This window comes from Gordonia sp. ABKF26, assembly GCF_041103195.1.
GTDB lineage: Bacteria > Actinomycetota > Actinomycetes > Mycobacteriales > Mycobacteriaceae > Gordonia > Gordonia terrae.
The window spans coordinates 1,883,296-1,909,415 of the sequence record NZ_JBGCVZ010000003.1; the positions used below are offsets into that span (position 1 = coordinate 1,883,296).

The 26,120-nt window shown below is 68.0% G+C and carries 18 protein-coding genes and 1 pseudogene; 17 read left to right on the plus strand and 2 right to left on the minus strand.

From position 1 onward, the window contains the following. Positions 1-5 precede the first annotated feature (5 nt). From AB4Z55_RS08780 to AB4Z55_RS08820, 9 genes and pseudogenes are all read left to right on the plus strand, one after another. Entirely contained in the window at positions 6-1,259 is a 1,254-nt protein-coding gene (locus AB4Z55_RS08780; RefSeq protein ID WP_369519564.1) for a CaiB/BaiF CoA transferase family protein, read from the plus strand. A 201-nt stretch (positions 1,260-1,460) separates the two neighbouring features. Next, positions 1,461-3,002: a class I adenylate-forming enzyme family protein gene (locus AB4Z55_RS08785; RefSeq protein WP_369519565.1), complete on the plus strand. Its 1,542-nt coding sequence runs from the start codon at positions 1,461-1,463 to the stop codon at positions 3,000-3,002. A gap of 34 nt (positions 3,003-3,036) precedes the next feature. Continuing rightward, a complete protein-coding gene (locus AB4Z55_RS08790) occupies positions 3,037-4,440 on the plus strand; it encodes an MFS transporter (protein ID WP_004019477.1) in 1,404 nt (467 codons plus the stop codon). 2 nt (positions 4,441-4,442) lie between these two features. Then, a complete protein-coding gene (locus AB4Z55_RS08795) occupies positions 4,443-6,569 on the plus strand; it encodes a molybdopterin-dependent oxidoreductase (protein ID WP_369520991.1) in 2,127 nt (708 codons plus the stop codon). Continuing rightward, the gene (locus tag AB4Z55_RS08800) at positions 6,566-8,809 is read left to right on the plus strand and encodes a molybdopterin-dependent oxidoreductase (protein ID WP_369519566.1); all 2,244 of its coding nucleotides are present in this window, start codon (positions 6,566-6,568) and stop codon (positions 8,807-8,809) included. The genes AB4Z55_RS08795 and AB4Z55_RS08800 overlap by 4 nt, the downstream gene beginning before the upstream one ends. Then, a pseudogene (locus AB4Z55_RS08805) lies at positions 8,809-10,453 on the plus strand (FAD-dependent oxidoreductase). The gene AB4Z55_RS08800 and the pseudogene AB4Z55_RS08805 overlap by 1 nt, the downstream one beginning before the upstream one ends. Beyond that, positions 10,450-12,579 (plus strand): molybdopterin-dependent oxidoreductase, encoded by a 2,130-nt coding sequence (locus AB4Z55_RS08810; RefSeq protein ID WP_369519567.1) that lies wholly within the window; start codon positions 10,450-10,452, stop codon positions 12,577-12,579. Before AB4Z55_RS08805 ends, AB4Z55_RS08810 begins: the two are co-directional and overlap by 4 nt. A gap of 140 nt (positions 12,580-12,719) precedes the next feature. Continuing rightward, positions 12,720-14,243: a class I adenylate-forming enzyme family protein gene (locus tag AB4Z55_RS08815; protein ID WP_369519568.1), complete on the plus strand. Its 1,524-nt coding sequence runs from the start codon at positions 12,720-12,722 to the stop codon at positions 14,241-14,243. Positions 14,244-14,247: 4 nt separating this feature from the next. Next, positions 14,248-14,991: an SDR family NAD(P)-dependent oxidoreductase gene (locus tag AB4Z55_RS08820; RefSeq protein ID WP_239399523.1), complete on the plus strand. Its 744-nt coding sequence runs from the start codon at positions 14,248-14,250 to the stop codon at positions 14,989-14,991. Between the two features lie 10 nt (positions 14,992-15,001). Here AB4Z55_RS08820 and AB4Z55_RS08825 read toward each other — a convergent pair whose 3' ends face one another. Then, complete coding sequence (locus tag AB4Z55_RS08825) at positions 15,002-15,835, minus strand: glucose 1-dehydrogenase (protein WP_369519569.1); 834 nt, start codon at positions 15,833-15,835, stop codon at positions 15,002-15,004. Between the two features lie 126 nt (positions 15,836-15,961). On the opposite strand from AB4Z55_RS08825, the gene AB4Z55_RS08830 reads away from it, so the two are divergent. The 3 genes from AB4Z55_RS08830 (at position 15,962) to AB4Z55_RS08840 (ending at position 19,462) form a co-directional block, all read left to right on the plus strand. Beyond that, positions 15,962-16,771, plus strand: coding sequence for an enoyl-CoA hydratase-related protein (locus AB4Z55_RS08830; protein WP_064569420.1), 810 nt, complete (start codon positions 15,962-15,964; stop codon positions 16,769-16,771). A gap of 70 nt (positions 16,772-16,841) precedes the next feature. Further along, entirely contained in the window at positions 16,842-17,882 is a 1,041-nt protein-coding gene (locus AB4Z55_RS08835) for an LLM class F420-dependent oxidoreductase (RefSeq protein WP_004019468.1), read from the plus strand. A 212-nt stretch (positions 17,883-18,094) separates the two neighbouring features. Next, a complete protein-coding gene (locus tag AB4Z55_RS08840; protein ID WP_064570001.1) occupies positions 18,095-19,462 on the plus strand; it encodes an MFS transporter in 1,368 nt (455 codons plus the stop codon). On the opposite strand, the gene AB4Z55_RS08845 is transcribed toward AB4Z55_RS08840, so the two are convergent. Then, positions 19,428-20,291, minus strand: coding sequence for an alpha/beta fold hydrolase (locus AB4Z55_RS08845; protein ID WP_248643348.1), 864 nt, complete (start codon positions 20,289-20,291; stop codon positions 19,428-19,430). The genes AB4Z55_RS08840 and AB4Z55_RS08845 overlap by 35 nt on opposite strands. A gap of 83 nt (positions 20,292-20,374) precedes the next feature. Between AB4Z55_RS08845 and AB4Z55_RS08850 the strand changes: the two genes are divergently transcribed. The 5 genes from AB4Z55_RS08850 to AB4Z55_RS08870 all read left to right on the plus strand — a co-directional run bounded on the left by AB4Z55_RS08850 (position 20,375) and on the right by AB4Z55_RS08870 (position 26,084). Continuing rightward, entirely contained in the window at positions 20,375-21,826 is a 1,452-nt protein-coding gene (locus tag AB4Z55_RS08850) for an MFS transporter (protein ID WP_248643347.1), read from the plus strand. 107 nt (positions 21,827-21,933) lie between these two features. Then, the gene (locus AB4Z55_RS08855) at positions 21,934-23,430 is read left to right on the plus strand and encodes an aldehyde dehydrogenase (protein WP_369519570.1); all 1,497 of its coding nucleotides are present in this window, start codon (positions 21,934-21,936) and stop codon (positions 23,428-23,430) included. Between the two features lie 319 nt (positions 23,431-23,749). Further along, entirely contained in the window at positions 23,750-24,619 is an 870-nt protein-coding gene (locus tag AB4Z55_RS08860; protein WP_369519571.1) for an SDR family NAD(P)-dependent oxidoreductase, read from the plus strand. A gap of 2 nt (positions 24,620-24,621) precedes the next feature. Beyond that, complete coding sequence (locus AB4Z55_RS08865) at positions 24,622-24,852, plus strand: ferredoxin (RefSeq protein ID WP_369519572.1); 231 nt, start codon at positions 24,622-24,624, stop codon at positions 24,850-24,852. 2 nt (positions 24,853-24,854) lie between these two features. After that, entirely contained in the window at positions 24,855-26,084 is a 1,230-nt protein-coding gene (locus AB4Z55_RS08870; RefSeq protein ID WP_004019461.1) for a cytochrome P450, read from the plus strand. Positions 26,085-26,120 lie beyond the last annotated feature (36 nt).

Below are 26,120 nucleotides of genomic sequence, written 5' to 3' on the forward strand. Positions count from 1 at the left end.
TGACGATGAGTGGGTATTCCCTTCTCGATGGGATTCGGGTACTCGAGGTGGCCCAGCTGGCGCCTTCGTCGGTGGGTGGCCATCTCGCCGACCTGGGTGCCGAGGTGATCAAGGTCGAGGCCGGTCCGCTCGGCGATCCGGTGCGCGTCGGCGGCGCCCGGGCGGTCGGGTCCCCGGACGGGCCCGCCTTCATGCATCTGCGCTGGAACCGCGGCAAGAAGTCCGTGGCGCTCGACTTGCGCAGCCCTGAGGGGAGACAGGCCTTCCTGGACCTCGGGCGTGAGTGCGACGCGGTCGTCGAGGGGATGCGCGGCGGCTATCTCGACTGGCTGGGGGTCGGCTACGACTCGCTGCGAGAGGTGAATCCGGCGATCGTGCTGTGCACGGTCTCCGGGATGGGCGGCGACGGCCCCTACCGGACACTCGGCACCGGGGGTCCCGTCTTCGACGCGTACGCCGGGCTGCGGGAGGTCCGCACCCCGACCGAACCGCCGGTGTCCGGCATGGCCGGTTCGACGGCGCCGCCCATCGCGATGTACGCCCTCGGTGCCTACGGTGCGATGGGCCTGCTCGCCGCGTTGCTGAAGGCTCGCGCCGCCGGCGTCGGCTGCCACGTGGAGGTGGCCGGCATCGATGTGGCGGCTGCGTGGATGCCGGACCTTGCCGATGCCGAGCTGAACAAGGACCGGTCGATCGCGCGGCCGACCTGGCTGCCCGATGGGCGACTGCCCGACTGGCCGCGGCTCGAGGCATACCGCACCAGGGACGGCGAGGCCGTCCTGTTCGGGTCCCATGTCGAGAAGTTCTGGCACAACTTCCTGCGCGCCGTCGGCCGTGACGATCTGATCGACGTCGACCTCTCCTCCACCGACGACGGCGCTCCCGCGCGTGCCGACCTGATCTGGCGTGCGCTCACCGAGATCTTCGCGCAGCGGACGCGAGCCGAGTGGGTGGAGTTGTTCCTCGAGCACGAGATCGCCGGCGGACCGGTCAACAGTGTCGGGGACATGTTGGTGGACCCGCACTTCCGCGCCAGGAAGAACACCTACCGGGTGGATCACGACGGGGTCGGCGACCTGGAATTCGTCGTCAGTCCGGTGCGTGTCGCGGGGGAGGAGTTCGCTCCGCCACTTCCGCCGGACGTCGGCGCCGACACCCCTGAGGTGTTGCGGACGGTGGCCGGATACGACGACGCCCAGATCGCCGTCGCGGCGGATCCGCGCGTCCCCGCGGCCGGTGTACGGGTGCACTCCGGCTGACTCGTATCGCCTTTGACACCCGTACGAAATCCGTTGTGCGGGTGTCATTGTCGTGTCCGTGACACCGAGCCGTGATGCCTGCGCCGATCGGCGCACCGCATTGCGCGAAGCATCTAAAGGTGTTAGTTTAATCTCACTTTGAGTGAGGGGGATCACACCCCCTGCGCCGGTCGGGGGATCGACGTCGACGAAGGAGTATGAATGAATCTCTCGGACCTGACCCGCTTCTGGGGACGAACGCGGCCCGAGCAGGAAGCGATCGTGTTCGGGGACACCCGGCAGACCTGGGCTGAGGTCGACGCGATCACCGACGCACTCGCCCGGGGTCTCGCCGCCCGCGGCGTCGGCAAGGGCGACCGGGTGTCGGTCATGATGCTCAACCGGCCCGAGCTCGCCCACCTGATCCTCGCGACCCTCAAGCTCGGGGCCGTGTGTGCACCGCTGAACTTCCGTCTCACGGGTCGAGAACTCGCGCCGATGGTCATCGACGCGGCGCCCCGGGTGATCGTCGTCGAGGACGCGTTCGCTCCCCTGCTCGATGTCGCCCGCGGGCAACTCGACTTCGAGACGTATTCGATCGAGGGCGGCGCCTTCCCGGCATACGACACGCTCCTGGATGCCGGCCCGGCACCCGTCGTCGCCATCGACCCCGACGATGCGGCGTTCATCTGCTACACCTCCGGGACCACCGGAGTGCAGAAGGGCGCGCTCATCACCCATCGCAACGCGATGACGCCGGGTATCTCGCAGACGATCACCTTCGGTTTCTCCGCCCGCGACCGGGTGCTCTGCTCGGCGCCGCTGGTGTACACCGGCTCGGTGCTGTCCATCTTCATGCAGCTGGTGGTCGTTCCCGGGGCGACGATGGTCCTGCTCCGGGAATACGATCCCGAGATCGCTCTGGACGTCCTCGAACGGGAGCAGATCACCGCGACCACCACCGTGCCGGTCATCTGGGAGCGGATGACGACGTTGCCGGACTTCGGTTCTCGGTCGCTCGCGACATTCACCTTCGCCGGGACGGGCGGTGCGCCGGTCAGCCTCGATCTCCTCGATTTCTATCGCACGCACGGAATCCCGCTGACGCAGTGCTACGGATTGACCGAGGCGTCCGGGATGGTGTCCACGCTGGAGTACCGAGACGCGGTCACGCGGCCCGGTTTCGCCGGCCTGCCGCTGGTCGGAACCTCCGTGCGCATCGGCGGACCCCACGACGAGGCCGCGGTGGGTGAGGTGGGGGAGATCCTCGTGCGCGGTGAGCATGTGCTGCGCGAGTATTGGAACAAACCCGAGGCGACCGCGGCGACCCTGACCGACGGCTGGTTGCGCACCGGGGACCTCGGGATCAAGGACGACGCAGGCTTTCTCCGGATCGTCGACCGCAGCAAGGACATGTTGATCTCGGGCGGCCTCAACGTGTATCCCGCCGAGATCGAGAACGCCCTGCACGGCATCGAGGGCCTGGTGGACCTGGCCGTGATCGGTGTCAAGGACGACAGGTGGGGCGAGGTCCCGATGGTGGTGTTCCACTCCGAGCGACCGGCATCCGAGATCGTGGCCGACATCGCCGATGTGGCCGGCGAGGCCCTGGCGAAGTTCAAGCGGCCGAAACATGCGGTCGCACTGGATGAACCGCTGCCGCGGACCTTCTCCGGAAAGCTCGCGAAACCGTCGCTGCGAGCACGTTTCCCGGAGCCTCCCGCCGATGCCCTCGCCGTCGAGGGCTCCGCGACTCCCGCCTGACCAGGCAACCCCTTCTCCCGAGAGGACACCCGTGATGGGTTCTCCGCGTGATGTCAACATCTCCCACCTCATCGACACCGCCCCGGTGTCCGGTCTGCAGAAGCGGGCCTTCGCGATGTGCCTCGTCCTGGCAGTGCTCGACGGGATGGATGCCCAGCTGATCGGGTTCGCGATCCCCGCGCTCTCCGACGACTGGGAGTTGTCCAAGGCGTCGTTCGGACTGCTGCTCGCACTGAGCAGCGGCGCGATGGTCCTGGGCAGCCTGGTGTTCGGTCCCGTGGCCGACCGGTGGGGCCGGCGGCGGGTGATCATCGTCTGCACGGTGATCTTCTCCGTGTTCACCCTGGCCTCGGCCCTCGCCACCTCGATGGGCGTCCTGATCGTCCTGCGCATCCTCGCCGGGATCGGGCTCGGGGGCGTCACGCCGAACCTCATCGCCTTGACGAGCGAGTACAGCCCGGCCCGCGTTCGCGCCACGATGGTGACGATCGTCGTCGCCGGGATGTCCCTGGGGGGCTTCGTCGGCGGTCTCGCTGCCGCTCAGCTGATCCCCGCCTTCGGATGGCAATCGATCTTCGTCGCGGGCGGGATCCTCCCGCTGGTCGCCGTCCTCGGTGCCTGGGCCTGGCTACCGGAGTCCGGCAAGTTCCTGGCGGCGCGGGGCGACCACGGTGAGGTCGCCCGCATCGTCTCCGCGATCGACCCGCGGACGGACCTGACCGGTCCGGTGCGCTTCACCCAGGACACCCAGGTCGTCACCAGCTCACCGGTTCGCGAACTGTTCACCGCTGGTAGAGGTCTCGACACCGTGCTCCTGTGGGTGGTGTTCGTCGTCAACTTCCTCGTCATCTACTTCCTGTTCGGCTGGATGCCATCGCTGTTCAGCGAGGCGGGCCAGAGTTCGAGTACGGCGATCACCGCGGCCGCGTTGTTCAACCTGGGCGGTATGGCGGGTGCGCTGTCCGCCGGGTGGATCACCGACCGGGTGGCAGCGGCCTGGCGGTCGGGCGGCACACGCGCCGCGTATGTCGTGGTCATGGCGGGTTACACGCTGGGGGCGGTGTTCATCGGCGTCGTCGCGATGGTGCTCGGGAACGCCGCGCTGCTGCTGATCGCCATCTGCGTCGTCGGGTTCGGGATCTCGGGCAGTTCGGCCGGGATCATCGCGATCGCGGCGTCGATCTATCCGGTGGCCGCGCGCTCGACGGGCATCGGCTGGGCCATGGGGGTCGGCCGGGTGGGATCGATCATCGGACCGACGGTCGGTGCGGCACTCATCGCCGCCGGGTTGGACGCTCGCACGATCTTCCTGGCCATGGCGATGCCGACCGTGCTCGCGGTGGTCACCCTCGGAGTGTTGAACGCACGGGAGGGTCGGCGTCTGCGGCGCGCGCAGGACGGAGCCCGACCCGCCCCGACAACGGCGGACGTCCATTGACCGTGCGATCCGACACGGTGCGCCGAACGTCGTACTGCCGGCTGTGCGCGTCGTCGTGCGGCGTGCTGCTCGACATCGAGGACGGACGCATCCGGGACGTGCTGGGCGATGCACAGCATCCGATCTCCGGCGGGTACACCTGTCCGAAAGGCCGCCGCGGGGCAGACCTCACCCATGGGTCCGGCCGACTGACCACGTCGATGCGGCGCACCGCCGAGGGAAGGCACGAGCCGATCGCGGTAACCCTCGCGGTCGCCGACATCGCCGCGCGCCTCCGGCGGATCGTCGACGAGCACGGGCCCGACGCGGTCGCGCTGTTCTATGGGACGCAACAGAACTTCGCCGCCCTCACCCCGCCGTCGGCGCGCGCATGGTTCCGCGGGACCGGCTCGCACAAGCTCTTCTCCACCATGACCATCGACCAGTCCGCCAAATGGGTTGTGGCCGAGCGGATGGGCACCTACCTCGGTGGGCGTCAGCGGTTCGCCGACGCCGATGTGTGGCTGCTGATCGGCACCAACCCCGTCGTGTCCGGCAACGGGGGTGACGGGGACGGCGCGGTCGTGCAGAACCCGGCGACCACCCTGCGGCGAGCACGTGAGCGCGGACTCACCCTCATCGTCGTGGATCCGCGACGCACGGAGACCGCCGCCCTCGCCGACATCCACCTCGCGCCCCGACCCGGCACGGACGCGGTGATGCTCGCCGGACTCCTCCACGTGATCCTGGCCGAGGGCCTCCACGATCCGGCCTTCTGCGGCCGTCACGCCGCAGGTCTGCCCGCCCTCCGAGCGGCGGTCGGTGGAGTCACTCCCGCTGTCGTGGAGCGGATCTGCGATGTCCCGGCGCAGGACGTGCGCGCCGCCGCACGTGCTTTCGGACGGGGAAGCCGGGGGATGGCCACCAGCGGGACCGGACTGTGTATGGGTCCGCACTCGAACGTCGCCGAGCATCTCGTCGCCACCCTGAACGTGGTGTGCGGACGGTACCTCCGCGAAGGAGAACGCGCAGATGATCGTGCCGTGCTGACCCGGCATCTGCCCGCTCGAGATGAGGTTGCCGCACCGGTCAGGGCGTACGAACGAGGTTTTCGCAGCAGGGTCGGTGGTGTGCGTGCGATCCGCGGCGAGTTGCCTTCCGGCATCCTCGCCGACGAGATCCTCGAACCGGGCCCGGATCGTGTTCGCGCACTGGTCGTCTCGGGCGGGAACCCCGCGGCAGCCCTACCGGACCGTGCGAAGACGTTGCGCGCGTTGCGTTCCCTCGACCTGCTCGTGTGCATCGATCCCTTCATGTCGGACACCGCCCGCCTCGCGCACCACGTCATCGCCCCCACCACGATGTACGAACGCGCCGATCACACCGCGGTCATGGAGCCCTTTTTCCCGCGTCGCTTCGCACAATTCACGTCCCCGGTCGTCACACCGCCGGCCGGGGTCGTCGACGACTGGCGGTTCTTCTTCGACCTCGCGGCCGCCTCCGGGCAGCCCTTCAAGTTCGCCGGACGGATACTGGATCCCTCGTCCCCGCCCACGTCCACAGAGCTGTTGGCGATGATGACCGAGCGGGGGCGTCTGCCGTTCGACGAGCTGGTCTCGGCCGAGCACGGTCGGCTCGTCGGGGACAGCGGCACCGTCGTCGCGCCGCCGACCCCGGAGGCGGCCGGTCGGCGCCTCGAGTTGATGCCCGACGATGTCCGCGCCGAGCTCGAGGACGCGCTGCAGCCGTCGCCGGTCGCGGGCGACTTCCCGTTCCGGCTGGTGGTGCGGCGAATCCGGGAAGCCGTCAACTCCACCGGAATCCGGGTTCCCGGACTCGTCCCGGACGGAGGGAATCCGGCTCGTGTGCATCCCGATGACCTCGAACGGCTGGGGGTGGCCGACGGCGCACAGGTCGTCCTGCGGTCGGCTTCCGGTTCCCTGCGCGCCACCGCGCGCGCCGATCACACCCTCGCGCGGGGTGCCGTCTCGATGACCCACTGCTTCGGCGGGGTCGACGGTGACGCTGCCGGGGTCAATGTCAACAACCTGACCGGGACGCTCGATGGGGTGCAGACGATCAACGCCATGCCGACGCTGTCCGCCGTTCCCGTCGCGATCGTCCCGGCCACCGAGGAGGAGGGTTCATGACCGGCGGAGCACACTCGACGGTGACCGTCGGGCGACGGATCTGCCCGTTGTGCGAGTCGACCTGTGGGCTCGTCGTCGAACTCGCCGGTCGGAGTGTGACGGGGGTGGCGCCCAACCCCGACGATGCGCTCAGTGCCGGACACAGCTGCGCGAAAGGGCTCGGGCTGGGCCGTATCGAGAACGACCCGGACCGCATCCGCACCCCGCTCCTGCGGACGCCGTCCGGGGACTTCCGAGCAGTGGGCTGGGAGGAGGCGTTCGCCGAGATCGGCCGCAGGCTGCCGGAATTCGTCGCCGACGACCCGGGCAGCTGTGCGATCTACCACGGCAACCCCGCGGCCCATCACCTCGACGCCACCTTCTACCTCGGCGAACTGATCGCCGCCGTCGGGACCCGCAATGTCTACTCGCCGGCCAGCGTCGACACCTGGCCGAAGAATCTCGCCCACATGCTGCTCTACGGAACCGGCCTCGGACTGAGTCTGCCCGACCTCGACCGTACCGACCACCTGTTGATCCTGGGCTCGAATCCCATGGTGTCCAACGGGAGTACGGTCACCGCGCCGGGCATGCACGAGAGATTGCGCGCGTTGCGGGAGCGGGGTGGCACCCTCGTGGTCGTCGACCCGGTACGTACCCGGACGGCCGAGATGGCCGACATACACGTCCCGATTCTCCCGGGCACCGATGCACTCTTCCTGCTGGCGGTCCTGGCGGTGATCGCCGAGGAGGGGTTGGCCAGACCGGAGCGGATTCCCGAGGTCGTCGACGGCGTGGACGAGGCACTGACCATGGCCCGGGAGTTCTCACCCGAATCGGTGGCGGACGCCTGCGGAATCGATGCCGAGACCATCCGGGCGGTGGCCCGGGGGTTCGCGACGGCCCCGTCCGCCGTGGCGCATTCCCGGATCGGCACCTGCATGCAGGAGTTCGGCACACTGGCGAACTGGCTCGTGGAGCTCCTGACGATCGTCACCGGCAACCTGGATCGTGCGGGCGGCGCGATGTTCTCGCTTCCTGCCGCGGGCGGACCGAACACGTGGCCGGTGACCCGTCCACCGAAGCTCATGTTCGATCGGTGGCGATCACGTGTCCGTGGCCTCCCAGAAGCGTTGGGCGAGTTGCCCGCGGTGTGTTTCGCCGAGGAGATCCTCACCCCGGGGCCGGGGCGGACACGGGCGCTGGTCACCATCGCGGGGAACCCCGCGCGTTCGCTGCCGAACAGCGGTGCGGTCGAGGCCGCCCTCGCATCGCTGGAGTTCATGGTGTCGGTGGACTGCTACCTCAACGAGACCACCCGGCACGCCGACGTCATCCTGCCACCTCCGCCGCTGATGACCCGCGGACACCACGATGTGACGTTGTCGCACTTCCAGATCCGCAACGTCGCCCGCTACACCCCGCCGCTGCTCGCCCTCGGTGACGACGAACTGGCCGAATGGCAGATCCTGCTCCGGCTGGCCGCCATCGCCCAGGGGACCCCGAACCGGACCGTGGCGGAGATGGACGACGCCGTCGCGGCGGTGGCGGTTCGCCGGGCGGCGAAACTGTCCGGACGCGACCCCGGCGTCGTCGAGTCGGCGGTCGCCGGACGCACCGGGCCTCAGCGTCTCCTCGACCTGCGCCTGCGCAGCGGGCCGTATGGTGATCGCTTCGACGACGATGGGGGAGGGCTGAGTCTGGCTCTCCTGGAATCGAATCCGGACGGGATCGACTTCGGTCCGCTGCAGCCGCGGCTCCCCGGTGTGCTGCGCACCCCGAACGGTCGGATCGACCTGATGCCCGACTTGATCACCGCCGACCTGCCGCGCCTGCGGGCGGCGTCGATGGCCTCCCGGGGATTGGTGCTGATCAACCGCCGGCAGCGGCGCGGGATGAACTCGTGGTTGCACAATGCGCTCCCGCAGAACGACGACGGACAGTGCGCGTTGCTGACGAGCCCGCGCGACGCCGTCGAACTCGGGGTCGTCGATGGAGACCTCGTCGCGGTGACCTCGTCGACCAGCACCGTGATGGCGGAGATCCGCGTCGACGACGCGATGCGCCCGGGCGTGGTGAGCATGCCTCATGGCTGGGGTCACCACGGTCCGGGCCTGCGGACCTCGCGCGCGGTGGCGGCCCCCGGCGCGAACTACAACGCATTGGTGACCGAGACCGGGTATCTCGACGTCCCCACCTCGTCGCCGGTCTTCAACGGCATACCGGTGACGGTCACCCTGATGAGCGAGGAGAAGCGCTGATGCCCTATGTGGTCACGCAGAACTGCTGCAACGACGCGACATGTGTCGCCGTCTGCCCGGTCGATTGCATCCACCCGACGCCCGCCGAACGCGAGTACACGCGGACCGAGATGCTCTACATCGACCCGGGGACGTGCATCGACTGCGGCGCCTGTGCCGACGTCTGTCCGGTCGACGCGATCGTGCCCGGCGACTCCACGGGGCCCGATGTGGATCGCTATCTCGAACTCAACGCCGACTACTTCCGGCGGAATCCACGAGACGCCCCCGCAGGTGCGCACGTGCAACCGGTCCCGGTGGCGATCGCGACCGCCGGGGTGACGGATTCCGCCGCGGGTGCGGGTCGCGATCGTGGGGTCGGGTCCGTCGGCGTTCTACGCCGCCGAGGAACTGCTGGCGCGCCGGGACATCGACGCCGAGGTCACGATGTTCGAGCGGCTTCCGGTGGCCGGCGGGCTGGTCCGGTTCGGGGTCGCGCCCGATCACTGGCACACGAAAACCGTGGATCGCGTCTTCGGGCGCACCGCGAGGCGCGACGGGTTCACCTTGCATCTGGGTGTCGAGGTCGGCCGCGACGTGACACTCGACGAGGTGGCGGCCCATCACCACGCGGTCATCCACGCCTCGGGCGCCTCGGGGGACCGGCGGCTGGGGATCGCCGGCGAGGACCTCCCGGGCAGCCACTCCGCCCGCGAGTTCGTCGCCTGGTACAACGGGCATCCCGACCACGTCGATCGATCCTTCGACCTGTCGGGTGAGCGTGCCGTCGTCGTCGGCAACGGCAACGTCGCGCTGGACGTCGCACGGATACTGGTGTCCGATGTGGAGGCACTGCGGCGCACCGACATCGCCGATCACGCGCTGACCGCTCTGGCCGGCAGTGAGATCAGGGAAGTGGTGGTCCTCGGTCGGCGCGGGCCCGAGTACGCAGCCTGCACCACCCCGGAATTGATGGCACTCGGTTCGTTGCCCGGGGTCGACGTGATCGTCGACCCGCCGGTGTCGGCGGGTTCGGAGGCATCGGCGAAACTGCGCCTCCTGGAGGAGTATTCGCGACGAGTACCGGTGCCCGGGAACAAGCGGATCGTGCTGCGGTTCCAGGCGACGCCGCTGGAGGTCATCGGATCCGACCGCGTGCGCGGTCTGGCCACGAGCCACACCGCGTCCGGGGAGCGCACCGAGATCGACTGCGGCCTGGTGCTGCGCGCGGTCGGCTACCGCGGGCTCCCCATCGACGGCCTCCCCTTCGATCCGGTGTCGTCGACGGTCGTGAACGTCGGGGGTCGTGTGGTTGATCCGGCGACCGGTTCGCCGGCGCCGGGGCAGTATGTGGCGGGCTGGATCAAGCGCGGCGCGACCGGGGTGATCGGAACCAACCGGTGGTGTGCGGTCGAGACCGTGGGTTCCTTGCTCGATGATCTCCGCGGTGGACTGCTGCCCGAACCCGTCGGCAGCGGTGACGATCTGACCGCACTCGTGCGCGAGCGATGTCCGGAGGTGATGGACGGGGCCGACTGGCGGGCCATCGACAGGTGGGAACGCCAGGAGGGACGCGCGGCCGGGAGGCCACGGGTGAAAGTCGTCGATGCCGAGGCGGCGGTGAACATCGCCCGGACAGCCGGTCTGCCCGGTGTTCCGGGATGAGCGCGCCGGCCCGGCAGGTCCACACCTTCTGCCGCATCTGCGAGCCCGGGTGCGGGCTGCTGGCCACGGTCGACGCCGATCGCATCGTGGGATTGCAACCGGACCCGGATCATCCTGTACACCGCGGCTTCTCCTGCCACAAGGGACCGCACTACCTGGATGTCCATTCCGATCCGGATCGGGTCGATCACCCACTGCGACGAGTCGGGACCGGCGACCGCCGGGACGGCGAGTTCGAGCGTGTGTCCTGGGACGAGGCGGTTCGCGACATCGCCGACCGGCTCGGCGCCATCCGAGACAGATACGGCCGCAATGCATTGGCGGTGTACCAGGGCAACCCATCGGCGTTCAACGGTCTCTACTATGCGAACGCGGCGCGGATCGCGCGGGGGTTCGACACGCGGATGAGGTTCAGCGCCGGGACCCAGGACACATCGGCCAAGTACGCGGCGAGCGAGGCCGTCTACGGCGCGTCGATGGCACACCCGATTCCGGACCTGCTGCACACCCACTACTTCCTGTGTCTCGGGAGCAATCCGCAGGTCTCCCACATGACGTTGATCCACATCTCGGATCCGATGGCCAAACTGCGCGCGATCGCCAAGCGCGGCGGGACAGTGCTGTTCGTCAATCCGCGCCGCATCGAGTCGTCGACGCCGGAGACCGGCGACGTGCTGCTGATCACCCCGGACACCGACTTCTACTTTCTCGCCGGGCTCCTGCACGAGATCGTGTTCCGGATCGGATTCGACCGTGGCGCAGTCGAACAGCATGCGCGGGGGATCGACGATCTGCTCGACTTCGTCTCGCGCTACCCGGTGGAGCGGGTCGCCGGGGTCACGGGGATCCCCGCCGAGACCATCGCCCGGGTCGCCGACGAGTTCTGCGCCGCACCGAGTGCGAGCATCTACATGGCCACCGGCGTCAACCAGGGGAGGCTGGGCACGCTCGCCTACTGGATGCTCACCATGGTCAGTCTGTTCTCCGGGAACCTCGGACGCCGCGGCGGCAACATCTACTCGCGAGGCGTCGCCGACGTCGTCCAGAACTCCCGGCGCCGGCGCGCGGACCCGTTCTTCTCCGGTCCGCTCGGGGAGATCCGCACCGTCGGAGGGGATCTCCCCGCCGCCATGCTGCCGGACTTCATCGAGCGCTCCGACGACCCGATCCGTGCCCTGATCGTGGTGTCGGGCAACCCACTTCTGTCGGTCGGCGGTGGAGACCGGTTGCGGCGTGCCCTGGAATCGCTGGAGTTGATCGTCACCGTGGACCTGTATCGCACCGTGACGGGCGAGATCGGGGACTACATCCTGCCTGCGACGGACTGGCTCGAGCGCGAAGACGTCAACTTCCTGAACACGATGGGGGTGGCGATGGAGCCCTACGTCCAATACACCCCCGCTGTCGTCGCGCCGGTGGGGCAACGGCGTGACGACTGGTGGATTCTCTCGCGCATCCAGCAGGAGATGGGTGTACCGAGCCTTCTTGACGACCCGGAGGCCGGCCCTCTCGCGGCGGTCGACGCCGTGCTGCGGGAAGCGGACCTGTCGGTCGAGACGCTCAAGGACAAACCATGTCAGACCGAGGTGCTTCCGGAAGCGGTGCCCAGCGATGTCTTCGACATCGCGGTGCAGCACGACGACGGCCTGATCGACTGCTGTCCCGATCTGTTCCGTCGGTCTTTCGACGATGCCGAACGGATCCTCGGGAGTCTCGTGGCGGAGCCGGACGACCAGCTCAAGCTGATCACCCGGCGTAACCACTTCATGGTGAACAGCTGGCTGCACAATCTCCCGGTTCTGAAACAGGGTGTCCATCAGGACAATCCGCTGTGGATGAACCCCGTCGACATGCGCCGACGTGATCTCGTGGACGGCGACGACGTCACCGTGCACAATCTCCATGGCGCTCTGCCGGCCGTGGTCGTCGGGGACGACACCCTGCGCGAAGGCGTGGTGGCGATGACCCATGGCTGGGGCCAGGACCGGGCGCGCGGTCTCGACGTGGCCCGACGCCATCCGGGGGTGAACGTCAACCAACTCGCGCCGTCCGGGGCGAAGGGGTACGACCCCCTCAGCAACCAATCGCATCTCACCGGGATCAACGTCGAGGTGATCCGCCGCTGATCGCGGTGCGGGGTTGCCAACATAACCGAATGCTTTTAGATTAGTCGGTGTGATCCGGGACACCTTCGATCGGTGCGGCCCGGGCCGCCCCGCGCGCCTGACCGAGTCGGCGACGTCCACACCCAAACAGGAGGCTGTACATGAGCGGAACCGTCGTCGACGCACTCGGATACTGGGCCCGCACGGTGCCGGACCAGGCCGCGATCGACTTCGCCGGCGATGTGGTCACCTACCGCGAACTCGACACCTGGGCAGACGGGGTCGCCCACGACCTGCGGTCTCGCGGCGTCGGAGTAGGCGACCGGGTGAGCTATGTCGGCGTGAACTCGCTGGAGTGGTGTGTCGCCGCCCTGGGCGCCATGAAGGTGGGTGCGATCTCGGCGCCGTTCAACCAACGCATGCTCGCCGGGGAACTGACGGTCCTCGTCGACGACTGCGACCCCGCGGTCGTGTTCTGCGACGCGGACCTGCGCTCTCGTGTGGAGGAGGTGCGCAGCACCCGCGACACGTTCGTCATCGCGGAGTTCGAGGCCGATGTGCGACCGCTGCGCGGCGTCGCGCACCCGGCGTATCGCAGCCCGGTGGTCGAGTTGTCGGACCCCACGGCGATCGTGTTCACCAGCGGGACAACGGGTAAGCCGAAGGGGGTCGTGTTCACGCACGCGACGATCGCCGGGGAGATGCACGAATGGTCACTGATGGAACCGATCCAGCAGAACGGCCTGCGCCCCTTGCTCGTCCTCCCGCTGTTCACGGCCGCGGGCATCATCTGGGGGATCTCACGCACCGTCTTGCACGGCGGGACGTTGCTCCTGCAACCCGGATTCGATCCGGAGTCCGCGCTGCGGGTCCTGATCGGGAGCCGGGCAACGACTCTCACCGGCCCACCGATCCTCTTCGAGCAGATCTCCCGGGTGGCGGGCTTCGCCGATGCCGATCTGGCCCACCTGACCACCGCGCACGTGGGCGGCGCGCGTGTGCCGTCCGCGCTGGTGGGTGTCTGGCTGGACCGCGGTGTCCAATTGCGGCAGATCTACGGGCAGACGGAGATCGGTGGATCGGCCTCGGCGATGCCCCGTGCGGAGGCGGCCGAGCATCCCGACAAATGCGGATTCGGCGGCATCTTCACCAAGATCCGTGTCGTCGACGCCGACGGGAACGACTGCGCCCCGAACTCCGTCGGGCAGATCCTGTTGCGGGGTCCGGGCATGATGCCGGGGTATTGGCGTAATGAGGACGCGACCCGCGCGGCACTGATCGACGGTTGGCTGCACACCGGCGACCTCGGCACACTCGACGAGAACGGCTATCTGACTTTCGTGGATCGTCTGAAGGACATGATCATCTCCGGCGGTCTGAACATCTCCCCGGTGGAGATCGAACAGGTGATCAACCGGATCCCCGGAGTCGAGGAGGTGGCGGTGATCAGCGTTCCCGACGACAAGTTCGGCGAGACACCCGCGGCGGTGGTCAAAAAGGTCGAGGGCCTCACCGAGGTCGACATCGTCGAATTCTGCAACCGCAACCTCGCGGACTACAAGGTGCCACGGTACGTGGTCTTCGTCGACGAGGGTCTCCCGCGAATGCCCAGCGGAAAGATCTCCAAGCGGCAGCTCCGGGATACGTACTCCGATGTCCCGCAGACCTATCCGAAGGTCAGGTGAGGTCGTGGATCGCGCGGAACGGGTCGCGGTCGTCACCGGGGGCGGGCGGGGCATCGGCGCCGCGATCTCGCGACGACTGGCTGCGGAAGGGCATGCGGTTGCGGTCAACTACGCCTCCGGCGCGGCGGCGGCCCAAGAGGTGGCGGGTGAGATCGTCGCGGCCGGCGGACGCGCGGTCGCCATCCGTGCCGACGTCTCGGATGCCGCTCAGGCGGAGAAGCTGATCGCCGAGGCGGCACGGGTGCTCGGCCCGCCGACCGTGCTCATCAACAACGCGGGGATGAATCTCGCAGCGTCGGCGCGCAAGCAGTCTCCACACGAGTGGGACCGGGTCATCGGCGTCAATCTCAGCGGTGCGTTCTACTGTGCGCACGCGGCTCTGCCTGCCATGTACGACGCCGGGTGGGGTCGGGTCGTCTTCCTGAGCAGTCCGTCCGGCGGGCGGCGACCGTCGCCGGGGATGAGCGCCTACTCGGCCGCCAAGGCCGGCCTCGTGGGGATGACCCGTTCGCTGGCGCAGGAGGTCGCCCGCCGCGGCATCACCGTGAATGCCGTCATGCCGGGGTTCGTCGAGACCGACATCATCGCCTCGGGCGGCGAGAACGCGGCGGCGAACCTGGCCGCGCACTGGCCACGTGTACCCGCCGAGTCCATCGCTGCGACAATCTCCTTCCTGGTCGGAGAGGACGGCCGGCACGTCTCCGGCGAGGAGGTCGGAGTCTGGCTCGGTGGGCCCGTGGGGGTCTGACCGCAGTCGGCTACCGCCGGTGCTGCGCGGCCGCGGCGTCGGCTTCCGCGCGGTAGTTTCGCGGCCACGCCTTGCCCAGGGTGAGGCCGCCGTCGACGATCATGTTCTGTCCGGTGATGAAGGAGGCGTCGTCGGAGACGAGATAGCCGATGGCACGGGCGATGTCGTCTCCCTCACCCGCCCGGGGGACGGGTTGGAACGATGCGAGCCCCCGGCGTACGGTCTCGATGCTGGCGTCCAGGTCGTCACCGTCCAATCCCGCACCGCTACCGACGATCCGGGTGGCGACGCCACCCGGGGTCACCGCGTTGACGCGGATACCGAACTCGGCCAGTTCGCGCGCCGCGCTGCGGGTCAGCGCGAGAACCGCGGCCTTCGCGGCGCCGTACGGGTGGGGGCCGAACCCCGTACGCAACCCGGCCACCGACGAGACGTTGACGATGGTGCCGAATCCTTGGTCGCGCATGACACGCGAGGCATGTTTGGTGCCGAAGAACGCGCTGCGTGCGAGCACGGCGAACGCCGAATCCCAGTGCTCGGCGGACGTGTCGGCGATGTAGGTCCAGTTGCCGACCCGGCCGGCGTTGTTGATCATCGCGTCCAGACGGCCGAAGCGGGTGGTGGCCTCCTGAACCGCTGCAGCGACATCGTCTTCGTCGGTCACGTCGGCGTGGATGTGGACCGCGCGGTCGCCGAGAGCGGCCGCGACGGCCACGGCGCGCTCGTCATCGATGTCGGCCACCACCACTCGCACGCCCCGGGCTGCCAGCAGGCCGCAGGTGGCTGCGCCGATCCCGCTGGCGCCGCCGGTCACCACGGCGACCTTTCCGTCGAGTCCGTTCATGGCGTTGGCCCTTTCCGCGAGTGCTCCGTGGTCTTCGATCTTGAGGAATTAATCTAAAGACATTAGCCTGAATTCGAGACGTGCACCACGGAATCGGGCGCGCCGCGAACGCGAGGAGAATGCCGCATGCCGGATGCGATCGTGACCGAGAGGCCCCGCCCGGGCGTTCTGCTGATTCGGCTCGACCGGCCGGACGCGTTGAACGCGATGAATGCTCGGTTGGTCGAGTCCTTGCACGAGGTGCTTGCGGAGGTGCGCCACGACTCCGAGACGCGCGCGATCGTGCTCACCGGAAACGGCCGGGCCTTTTGCGCCGGGATCGATCTGCGCGGTTATGGCGAACCACCCGGCGCGCGAGAAGGCGAGGGACGGGCGCAGGCCGGCATGCGGGTGCAACAACACATCGCCTCACTGATGGAGGCGTTCCGTGGGGCTCGGCCACCGGTGATCGCCGCTGTCAACGGGGCCGCCGCCGGCGGAGGGATGGCCCTGGCGCTGATGGCCGACGTCCGGATCATGTCCGACACGGCATCCATGCATGCCTCGTTCATCAACCGCGGGCAGTCGAGTTGCGACATCGGGGTGAGCTGGTTGCTCCCCAGGATGATCGGGTTCGCCCGGGCCGCCGAGATCATGCTCACCGGGCGACCGGTGGACGCCGCCGAATGCGAGCGTGTGGGCATTGTCTCGAGATCGGTTCCGTCCGAACAGATCGTGGACGAAGCCATCGGCATCGCGGAGAACGTCGCGCGGAACAGTCCATTCGGGGTGTGGATGACCAAGGAAGTGATGTGGTCGAATCTCGAGGTCCCGAGTCTCCGCGCGGCGATGGACCTGGAGAACCGGACGCAGATCCTGGCGGCGATGACCAGAGACCATCGCGAGGCGGTCCTGTCATTTCTCGAGAAGCGGCCTGCGGTCTACCGGAATCACTGAGCAGTCATCCCTGCCGGAATCACTGGGCGACAACGGTATCGGCGAGAAGTAGCAGAGAGGCAGTGGTGGCATGAAGGTCGGTGTGATGGCCGGGTACTGGGGAGCGGGACCGCCGCGGCGGATCGAGCAGACGCTCGCCGAGGCCGAGGCGCTCGGCGTGGACAGCTTCTGGACCGCGGAATCGTATGGGTCCGACGCCTTGACGCCACTTGCGTGGTGGGGCTCGCGGACGTCGACCATCGCGCTCGGCACCTCGGTGTGCCAGATGGCCGCACGCACTCCCACCGCGCTGGCGATGGCCGCGCAGACGATCGATCATCTCAGCGGGGGTCGCCTCATCCTCGGCATCGGGGCGTCGGGCCCCCAGGTCGTCGAAGGTTGGTACGGCACCCCCTATCCACGCCCGCTGGAGCGCACTCGTGAGTACGTGTCGATCATGCGTGCGGTGTGGGCGCGGGATGAACCGGTCACGTTCGACGGCAGGCACTTTCAACTGCCGTTGGACGGGGGCACCGGGTTGGGGAAACCGTTGAAGTCGATCGTGCACCCGCTTCGCGCCGACATCCCGGTGTACATGGGTGCCGAGGGACCGAAGAACGTGGCCCTCGCCGCGGAGATCGCCGACGGCTGGACACCGCTGTGGTTCTCACCGAAGACCGACGGGTTCTACCGTGCCGCGCTGGCGGACGGGTTCGCCCGCGAGACCGCGCGCCGGACGGCCGACGACTTCGAGATCGCCAACGTGTGCTGGCTCGCGGAGGACGACGATGTCGAACGGGCGGCCGCGCGGTTGAAGCCCGTGGTCGCGCTCTATGCCGGCGGGATGGGCGCCAAAGGGGCGAACTTCCACAACGACGTCTTCGTCCGCATGGGATGGGGAGAGGTGTGTGCCGAGATCCAATCGCTCTATCTGGCCGGCCGCTCCGATCTCGCCGCCCAGGCGGTGCCCACCGCCATGGTCGAGGACGTCGCACTGGTGGGGCCGGTCGACAAGATCTGCGAGGACATCGTGACCAGGTGGAAACCGACGTGTCTGACGACGTTGATCCTGGGCGGTTGGCCGCGGCGCGAAGAATCGAGGAACCGGATTCTCGAGGCCGTCCGGGCCTGAGGCCGGTCCAGTCGCTGCCCCTGATCCGGTTCATCACAATGCAACTGCTTCCCGAACCGACTGAACCACACAAGTGGGGTCGCTGCTTTCGGATCGGGGAGCGACGGCCGCGATTTTCCCGGTCTGGCACAAAACAAATGCCTTTAGGTTAATGTTCGCAGGGTCACTGTCCTTTTCGGGTGCAATGCCCGGTACCGAAGGCGAAGGATCTCATGAGTCAGACCACATCATCGGCGAGCCGGGACAACTCCCCGGCGGCGCCACCCACCACGCCCGAGATGTCGAAGAAGGCCGGCCGGGCTGCGTTCGTCGGGACACTCTTGGAGTACTACGATTTCAGCCTCTACGCGTCCGCGGCCTCCGTGGTGTTCGCGAGTGTGTTCTTCTCCGGATCGAGTCCGCTCCTCGGCACCTTGCAGGCGGTGGGGACGTTCGCCATCGGTTTCGTCGTGCGCCCCGTCGGTGGTGTCATCCTGGGCAGCCTCGGAGATCGATACGGCCGCAAGCGCATCCTGGTCCTCACACTCGTCCTGATGGGCGCGGCGACCATGCTGGTCGGTGTGCTGCCCAGTCACGGCCAGATCGGCTGGCTCGCTCCGTTGATGCTGGTGATGCTGCGGGTCGTCCAAGGTATCGGGGCCAGCGCCGAGTACGGCGGCGCGACCCTTGTCGCCGTCGAATTCGCGCCGCAGCGCAAGCGCGGCCTGCTCGGGTCGCTGCCCGGTATGGGCGCGGCGCTCGGCGGTGTGCTGGGAACGAGTGCGCTCCTGCTCTGCTCGACGGTCATGTCCGAGGACGTGTTCATGAGCTGGGGTTGGCGTATTCCGTTCCTGTGCAGCGGTTTCATCCTCGCGTACGGGTTGTGGTTGCGCCGATCGCTGCCCGAGACGCCGGAGTTCCATCGGATCGAGGACACCGGCGGCCCGGCGCGGACCCCGGTCCGTGACGTCATCAACCAGCAGCCGATGGCGTTGCTCGTGGTGATGGTGATGGCCATCGGGATGACCGGTATCGGCTACTTCTACCTCGTGTTCATGGGCACCTTCGGTGCCAATCAGCTCGGGCTGGGCAGTAGCGACATCCTGATCGGTCTGATCGCCGCCCAGGTGGCGAACGCGCTGTTGATCCCGGTGTTCGGCGGACTGTCCGATCGCGTGGGACGGCGGGTCATCATCATGGGCGGGTTCGTCTACAGCGCGGTGTTCGCCTGGCCCGCATTCTGGTTGCTCTCCGAATACGGGTCCTCGGCGATGTTCTGGCTCGTTCTCGCCCTGGGCAACGGGCTGGGCGTGGGCATGGTCTTCGGGCCGATGGGTGCCTATGTGACCGAGTTGTTCCGGTCCCGGCATGTGTTCAGCGGACTGGGGCTCGGCCGGGAAGCCGGAAACGCGCTCGGCGCCGCGATCGTGCCGCTCGTCGCGGTGCCGCTCGCCTTCGACGACACGACCGTGTGGCTCAGTGTGTTGCTCTGCGCCATAGCCCTTCTCGGCCTGGCGGCGGCCTGGTTGTCGCGGGTGGGTCCGGAGGTGGGCGCCGACGCGGCCCTCACATCCGGAGATCCTGGTCGAGGAACTCGATGAGTCCCTCGCTGAGGACGTCGTTGTCGTCGCCGCTGACCATGTGTCCGGCGCCGCCGACATCGATCTGACGAGCGGTCGGGATCAACCGGAGGAGGTCGCGTGCGTTCTCCGGGCTGACCACGTCGGACTGCGCACCCCGGATCAGCAGCGTGGGTACGGTGATCGCCCGCGCTGCTGTCCGCGCCTGCTCCTCGCGAACGCCGGCCTGCTCGGGGCTGTTGGACCGGTCCGCCATCATCCGCGGGTCCCAGTGCCAGTACCACCGCCCGTCGCGTCGTCGCAGATTCTTGCGCAGCCCGTCCGGTCGCGGGGGTCGGCGGCGGTGCGGGTTGTAGGCCGCCACCGCCGCGGCGGCGTCGTCGAGCGAGTCGAAGCCCGCCAGGCCGTCCCGCATGAAGGTCGAGATCTTCTCCAGTCCCGCCGGTTCGGCGCTGGGTGTGATGTCGACCAGGACGAGGCCGCGGGCGAGCGTCGGGTCGGCTCCCTGCGCGATCAGCGAGGCCATCCCCCCGAGGGAGGCGCCGATGAGGACCGGGCGGGTCTCCATGGCCGCGACCACCGCTGCCAGGTCCCGGGCGTGCGCGGCGATCGAGTAGTCACCGTTCGCCGCCCAGTCGCTGTCCCCGTGGCCCCGGGCGTCGATCGTCATCGCGGTCCAGCCGTGTTCGGCGAGCCGTTGTCCGGTGCGCTGCCACGAATGCCGCGTCTGGCCGCCACCGTGCATGAGGAGCGCGGTCCCCGCCGCAGGCAGCTCGCGTGGATCCCAGCGATCAGCCGCCAGGGTGACACCGTCCCCCCGCAGGCGGATGGCGCTTGTGGTGTCGGACATGGACGTTCCCTCCGTCGATGATGCACGCATCAAACTAACGGTATAAGTTTTATTGACAAACGACAACGGAAGGGGCTCCAGGGGTGAACCGTCCCAAAGGCACCGCGGCGTCGAACCGCTGGGCGGTCGCGGCCCTCTGCTTCGCCGTGACGACGATGTCCGTCCTGCAAGCCGCGGTCGTTCCGGTGATCCCGACGATGTCGACGCAACTGGGGGTCGGACCCGCCGAGATCGGATGGGTCCTGACCGCCAACCTGCTCTCGGCGGCGATCTGTACGCCGGTGCTCAGCAAGCTCGCGGACCGCCGCGGGGGACGACGCGTCCTGATCGCCATCCTCGTCGTGGTCGTCCTCGGTTCCGTCCTGTGCGTAGTGGCCGCGAATCTGCCGCTGCTCGTGATCGGGCGTGTACTGCAGGGCTCCGCGTTCGCCATCTTCCCGATCGGCGTCGCGGTGCTCCGCGAGACCTCCGACCACCGCAGGCTCGCGCACGCCATCGGGCTGATGTCGGGGATGATGGCGGGCGGCGCGGGGCTGGGGATGGTGGCCGCCGGCGTGCTGGTCGCGGGCGACGGACCCTACCAGCGGGTCTTCTGGATGTTGCTGACGCTGAGCGTCCTCTCGCTCGGCTGGGTGTCCGTTGCGGTCCCCGCGACGCCGGGCGCGGCAGTGCCGGGCCCGGGGGCCGACGTGGCCGGTGTGCTCCTGCTCGCGATCGGCCTCTGTGCGGTGTTGCTGGCACTCGCCGAAGGCCCGCGCCGATCGGCCGGGCTCGCCGTCGGAGTGGGTCTCGGAGGCGTGGCGTGCCTCGGGCTCTGGTGTCTCCACGAGCGCCGGGCGGGTGCGCCCCTGGTGCCGCCCAGGGCGATGGTCGGACGGCGGGTGACTCCCGCGCACATCGCCGCGGCGCTCGTGGGAGCGGCGATGTACTTTCAGTTCCTCGGTATCGCGCAGTTCGTCCAGGCAGAACCGGATGTCGCCGGTTACGGTTTCGGGGCGAGTGTGCTGGCGGCGAGTGTGGTGTTCCTGCTCCCCGGCGCCGGCGCCGGGTTCGTCGCCGCCGCGGTGAGTGGGCGACTCATCCACCGGTTTCGCGGAGACCGGGTCCTCGCGGCGATGTGCGTCATCGGTGTGATCGCGTTCGTGCTCCTCGTCCTCGCCCGCGACCGGCCGTGGCAGCTGATCGTCGCGGCCGTCGTGGTCAATGTCTTCGTCAGTGGCTCCTACGCGGCACTGCCGTCCTTGTTGACCGACGCGGTACCGGCGGCGGACACGGCGGTTGCCAATGGTGTGAACGCGATCGCGCGGATCGTCGGCAGCTCGATCGCGAGTGCGACGGTGGCCTCCCTCTTCGCGACCCTCACGGTCACGGGCGGAGCCCGCCCGTCGGAGACGGCGTACGGCCTGGTCTTCGCACTCGGTGGCGCCGCCGCCGGAGCCGCAGGCGTCGTCGGTCTGATGTCTCGTCCAGGACGGCAGGGTGCCGAGAGCGCGGCCACCGCTGCGATACATCGGACAGAAGATGTCAGCTGTTGACCTAATGGCGTTCGGTTATTAAGCTGTGCTGTGATCCGCTTCACAGGCGGCGCAGTGGTGTGGTCCGCGCTGGTCCGCCGCGATTTTCTCGAGGAGAACTGCTTTTCATGACAATCACAGAACAAGCCACCGATCCACTCGCCACCGTGGCCGATCGCGACCAGGTGTTCATCGGCGGCCGGTGGGTCGACTCGTCGGGTGACGAGTGGATCGAGGTCGTCGACTCGTACTTCGAGCGCACCGCCGCACGCGCACGGGCCGCGACCGCCGACGACATGGCACGCGCGGTCGAGGCGGCGCGGACCTCGTTCGATGAGGGGACGTGGGTGCGCACGCCGATCGCCGAGCGGGCCGCGGTCATCGACACCATCGCCGACCGGCTGGAGGCGCGGGTTGCCGAGCTGACGACTCTGGGCATCGTCGAAGTCGGCGTGCCGGTTCCGGTGAGCGCGATGACGCAGCAGATGACGGTGGGGTTGTTCCGCGCGGTCGCCGAGGAGGCCCGCAGGGTGAACCTGCGCGAGGATCGGACGCGCGCCGACGGCGGGATCTCGCGCATCCTCAAGGAGCCGAGCGGAGTGGTCGCCGCGATCATCCCGTGGAACGGTCCCATCGGCACGATTGCGTTCAAGGTGATCCCGGCACTGGCGGCGGGTTGTTCGGTCGTGCTCAAGACCTCGCCGGAAGCTCCGCTGTCCCCGTCGGTGTTCGCCGACGTGGTCGGTGAACTCGTCGACGAGGGCGTGATCCCCGAGGGCGTCCTCAGCGTCCTCGTCGCCGACCGCGAGGTCTCCGAATTGCTCGTCACCGACCCGCGGGTCGATCACATCACCTTCACCGGGAGCACCGCGACCGGTCGCCGGATCATGAACCTCGCCGGCGACCGGGTCGCGAAGGTCTCCCTGGAACTCGGCGGCAAGTCGGCGGCCATCATCCTCGACGACGCCGACCTGAACACGGTCATGCAGAACCTGCCGATGGCCGGGTGTCTGCAGTCCGGCCAGGCCTGCATCGCCCTGACCCGCGTCCTGGTCTCGGCTGCGCGACACGACGAGGTCGTCGAGGCCTACAAAGCGGCACTCGACATGATCCCCATCGGAAACCCCTGGGAAGAAACGAATTTCCTCGGACCATTGACCTCGGCGCGTCAGCGCGACCGCGTGGAGGGTTACATCGAGGCGGCGCGCAAGGAGGGCGCCGAGATCGTCCATGGGGGTGGCCGCGTCGGCGACCAGGGCTTCTTCGTGCAACCGACCCTTGTCGACAACGTACGCAACGACATGACCATCGCGCAGGAAGAAGTCTTCGGTCCGGTGATCTCGATCATCACCTATGAAGACGAGGACGACGCCGTGGCCATCGCCAACGACTCCGAGTATGGCCTCTCGGGTGCGGTGTTCACCTCCGACGTCGAGCATGGATTCGAAGTGGCGCAACGTATCCGGACCGGGACGGTGAACGTGAACGCGTCCGTCATCGACTTCACGCTGCCGTTCGGCGGCTATAAGCAGTCCGGCGTCGGACGTGAAGGGGGCCCTGAAGGGCTCGACGAATTCTTCGAGCTCAAGACGGTCCATCTCCCGGCGCCGCAACCGGAGGCCTAGAGCAAACCCTCCCGCATGCCGAGACGGCGTGGCGCCTGCCACGCCGTTTCGGCATGCCTGCTTTCTGTCATGTCTTCGCGAGAACGCTCGGTTTCCGTAAAGCTCTGTCGCAAAGCAACTCTCGAATCTCCGAGCTGCTGACAAATATCGCTTGACGTCTCATGTCTTTCGGCTTACGGTGGGGACCGAGGGTGGCGGGCGTCACATCAACGAGATGTTCTTCTCGGGCACCTCATCCCCGGATCCGGCGGCAGCGCGTTGTCCGCGAATGCCTTTCGAAGATGCCGGTCCGTTCAACGAGAGCAAGGAATCGAAACTCATGAAGCTTGAAGGCAAGGTAGCGCTGATCACCGGCGCGGGTTCCGGACTCGGTAGGCAGTCGTCGCAGCTCTTCGCCGGCGAGGGTGCGAAGATCGCGGTGGTCGACATCGACGCCGATCGTGCCGAGCAGACCGTGAAACTGGTCGAGCAGCAGGGTGGCGACGCCATCGCCATCACGGCCGACGTCGCGGACAAGTCCGCGATCACCGCCGCGGTCGATCAGACCGTCGAGCACTACGGCAAGCTCGACATCGCCTGGGCGAACGCCGGAGTCGTCTCCCGCGGCGGTGTTCCCAGCGTCGCCGGCGGCGAGCAGGTCGACTTCGAAGACCTGACCGAGGAGGACTGGAACAACGTCCTCGGCGTGAACCTGAGCGGCGTGATCTTCACCGCGCAGGCTGCGGTTCCCGCGCTCAAGCGCAACAGTGGCGGTACCATCATCGCCACCTCGTCGGCGGCCTCGTTCGTCGCCTACCATCAGATCGCGCTGTACTCGGCGACCAAGGCCGGGGTCAACGGTCTGGTCCGTGGCCTCAGTCTCGATCTGGGTCCCTACGGGATTCGCGTCAATGGCATCGCGCCGGTTCATGGCATGTCGCCAAACTTCCTGATGCCTGCCGGCTCTCCGGTCGTCGGGCAATCGTACGAAGAGGTTGCCGGCCCATGGGATCCGTACGTGTCGCCGATCCCGCTGAAGCGCAATCGTCCCCCGTCACTGGTCGACAACGCGAAGATCGCCCTGTTCCTCGCGTCGGATGACTCGGCCTACATGTCCGGTCAGGTGATCGGCTCGGGCGACGGCGGAACGCTCTCGCGCGTGGGCATGTGGTTCCCGGAGGATCTCGACCAGAAGAACCCGAACGCCTAGTCATGTCCCCCCAGTCCAGCACCCTCACCGTGGATCGCGTGGCGTGCGCCGGGCATGGCCTCTGCTACGGGGTCGCCCCCGATCTGATCGATGCCGACGATCAGGGCGACCCCGTGGTGCCCGACCGCCCTCTCGAGCAGGACGAAGCAGCCCTGGCCAGAGATGCCGTCGCCATGTGTCCAGAACGCGCACTGGCGCTGCAGACCATCGAACCCACCACACCCAAGGACTAGTGATGACAACTACGGAACGGTCCCGCGAGGATGTCACCGTCGACTTCGACGTGTACGACCAGTCCATCGCAGCCCCGATCGATCGATTCCAAGAACGTGCGGCAGAACTCGCCGCGAAGGGTCCTGTCGTGTACTCGCCTCTGTACGGCGGGCACTGGATCGTCACGCGCTACAACGAGATCCATGAGGTCTTGCGTGACGCGGAGACTTTCTCCAGCTACCCCAACAACCTCGTGACCAACGAGGCCTTCGGGAAGTTCATCCCGATCGAGCTCGATCCCCCGGAGCACACGGGTTATCGCAAAGCGTTGCAGCCCCTGTTCGGTCCGGCGCGGATGAAGAAGCTGACGGATGAGATCCGGGGCGTGGTCAACGACCTGCTCGACGGTTTCGCCGCGAAAGGCGAGGCCGAGTACATCTCCGCGTTCGCCCATGAGCTACCGGCCCGGATCTTCCTGGCGCTCATGGATTGGCCCATCGAGGACGCGCCGCTGTTCACCGAGGCGACCGACGTCGTCCTGTTCGGCAAGCCCGGCGGCACCGAGGAGGAATCCCTCGAGGCGCGCGGCATCGCCGGCATGCAGATGCTCGGCTACTTCCAGAAGATGGTCGACGAGCGGCGCGCCAACCCGGGTGACGACGTCACCTCGCAGCTCATCCACACCGAGGTGGAGATGCAGGACGGGCTGCGTCTGCTCACCGACGAAGAGCTCAATCGCATGTTCTTCCTCCTGCTCATCGCGGGACTGCACACGGTGCAGGGCTCGCTCGCCTGGGCGATCGTCCACCTGGTGAACAATCCGGATCAGCGTCAGGGCATCATCGACGACCCGGACATGATCCCGACCGCTGTCGAGGAGATCCTGCGCATCGAGGCCGCCGTCGTTCCCGGACGCCGCGCGACCCGCGACGTCGAACTGGGCGGGGTGACGATTGCCGAGGGTGAACAGCTCATCCTGATGCTGTGCTCGGCCAATCGTGACGGGGACGAGTTCGACGATCCGGAGGCGCTGGACCTGACCCGCAAGCCGAACCGTCACCTGGCCTTCGGCGGAGGCGCGCACCGCTGTCTGGGTTCGCACCTGGCGCGGATCGAGCTGACGATCGCTCTCGAAGAACTGCATCGGCGCATCCCGGACTATGAACTCGTCGAGTCCGATCCGCCGGTGTTCCATGCCAGCCAGGTCCGCGGGTGCGTGCGGATGCCGATCCGGTTCACGCCCGAGTCCTGACCGGCCGGTGGTGTGCCGGCCACCGAATCGGCCGGT

What these genes read in the sequence shown, in the direction of transcription:
- AB4Z55_RS08845 (WP_248643348.1), bottom strand. Translation starts at nt 20,291, where the DNA reads ATGTCCGACACCACAAGCGCCATCCGCCTGCGGGGGGACGGTGTCACC.
- AB4Z55_RS08810 (WP_369519567.1), top strand. Translation starts at nt 10,450, where the DNA reads ATGAGCGCGCCGGCCCGGCAGGTCCACACCTTCTGCCGCATCTGCGAG.
- AB4Z55_RS08790 (WP_004019477.1), top strand. Translation starts at nt 3,037, where the DNA reads ATGGGTTCTCCGCGTGATGTCAACATCTCCCACCTCATCGACACCGCC.
- AB4Z55_RS08865 (WP_369519572.1), top strand. Translation starts at nt 24,622, where the DNA reads ATGTCCCCCCAGTCCAGCACCCTCACCGTGGATCGCGTGGCGTGCGCC.
- AB4Z55_RS08855 (WP_369519570.1), top strand. Translation starts at nt 21,934, where the DNA reads ATGACAATCACAGAACAAGCCACCGATCCACTCGCCACCGTGGCCGAT.
- AB4Z55_RS08835 (WP_004019468.1), top strand. Translation starts at nt 16,842, where the DNA reads ATGAAGGTCGGTGTGATGGCCGGGTACTGGGGAGCGGGACCGCCGCGG.
- AB4Z55_RS08815 (WP_369519568.1), top strand. Translation starts at nt 12,720, where the DNA reads ATGAGCGGAACCGTCGTCGACGCACTCGGATACTGGGCCCGCACGGTG.
- AB4Z55_RS08870 (WP_004019461.1), top strand. Translation starts at nt 24,855, where the DNA reads ATGACAACTACGGAACGGTCCCGCGAGGATGTCACCGTCGACTTCGAC.
- AB4Z55_RS08825 (WP_369519569.1), bottom strand. Translation starts at nt 15,835, where the DNA reads ATGAACGGACTCGACGGAAAGGTCGCCGTGGTGACCGGCGGCGCCAGC.
- AB4Z55_RS08840 (WP_064570001.1), top strand. Translation starts at nt 18,095, where the DNA reads ATGAGTCAGACCACATCATCGGCGAGCCGGGACAACTCCCCGGCGGCG.
- AB4Z55_RS08860 (WP_369519571.1), top strand. Translation starts at nt 23,750, where the DNA reads ATGAAGCTTGAAGGCAAGGTAGCGCTGATCACCGGCGCGGGTTCCGGA.
- AB4Z55_RS08800 (WP_369519566.1), top strand. Translation starts at nt 6,566, where the DNA reads ATGACCGGCGGAGCACACTCGACGGTGACCGTCGGGCGACGGATCTGC.
- AB4Z55_RS08780 (WP_369519564.1), top strand. Translation starts at nt 6, where the DNA reads ATGAGTGGGTATTCCCTTCTCGATGGGATTCGGGTACTCGAGGTGGCC.
- AB4Z55_RS08785 (WP_369519565.1), top strand. Translation starts at nt 1,461, where the DNA reads ATGAATCTCTCGGACCTGACCCGCTTCTGGGGACGAACGCGGCCCGAG.
- AB4Z55_RS08830 (WP_064569420.1), top strand. Translation starts at nt 15,962, where the DNA reads ATGCCGGATGCGATCGTGACCGAGAGGCCCCGCCCGGGCGTTCTGCTG.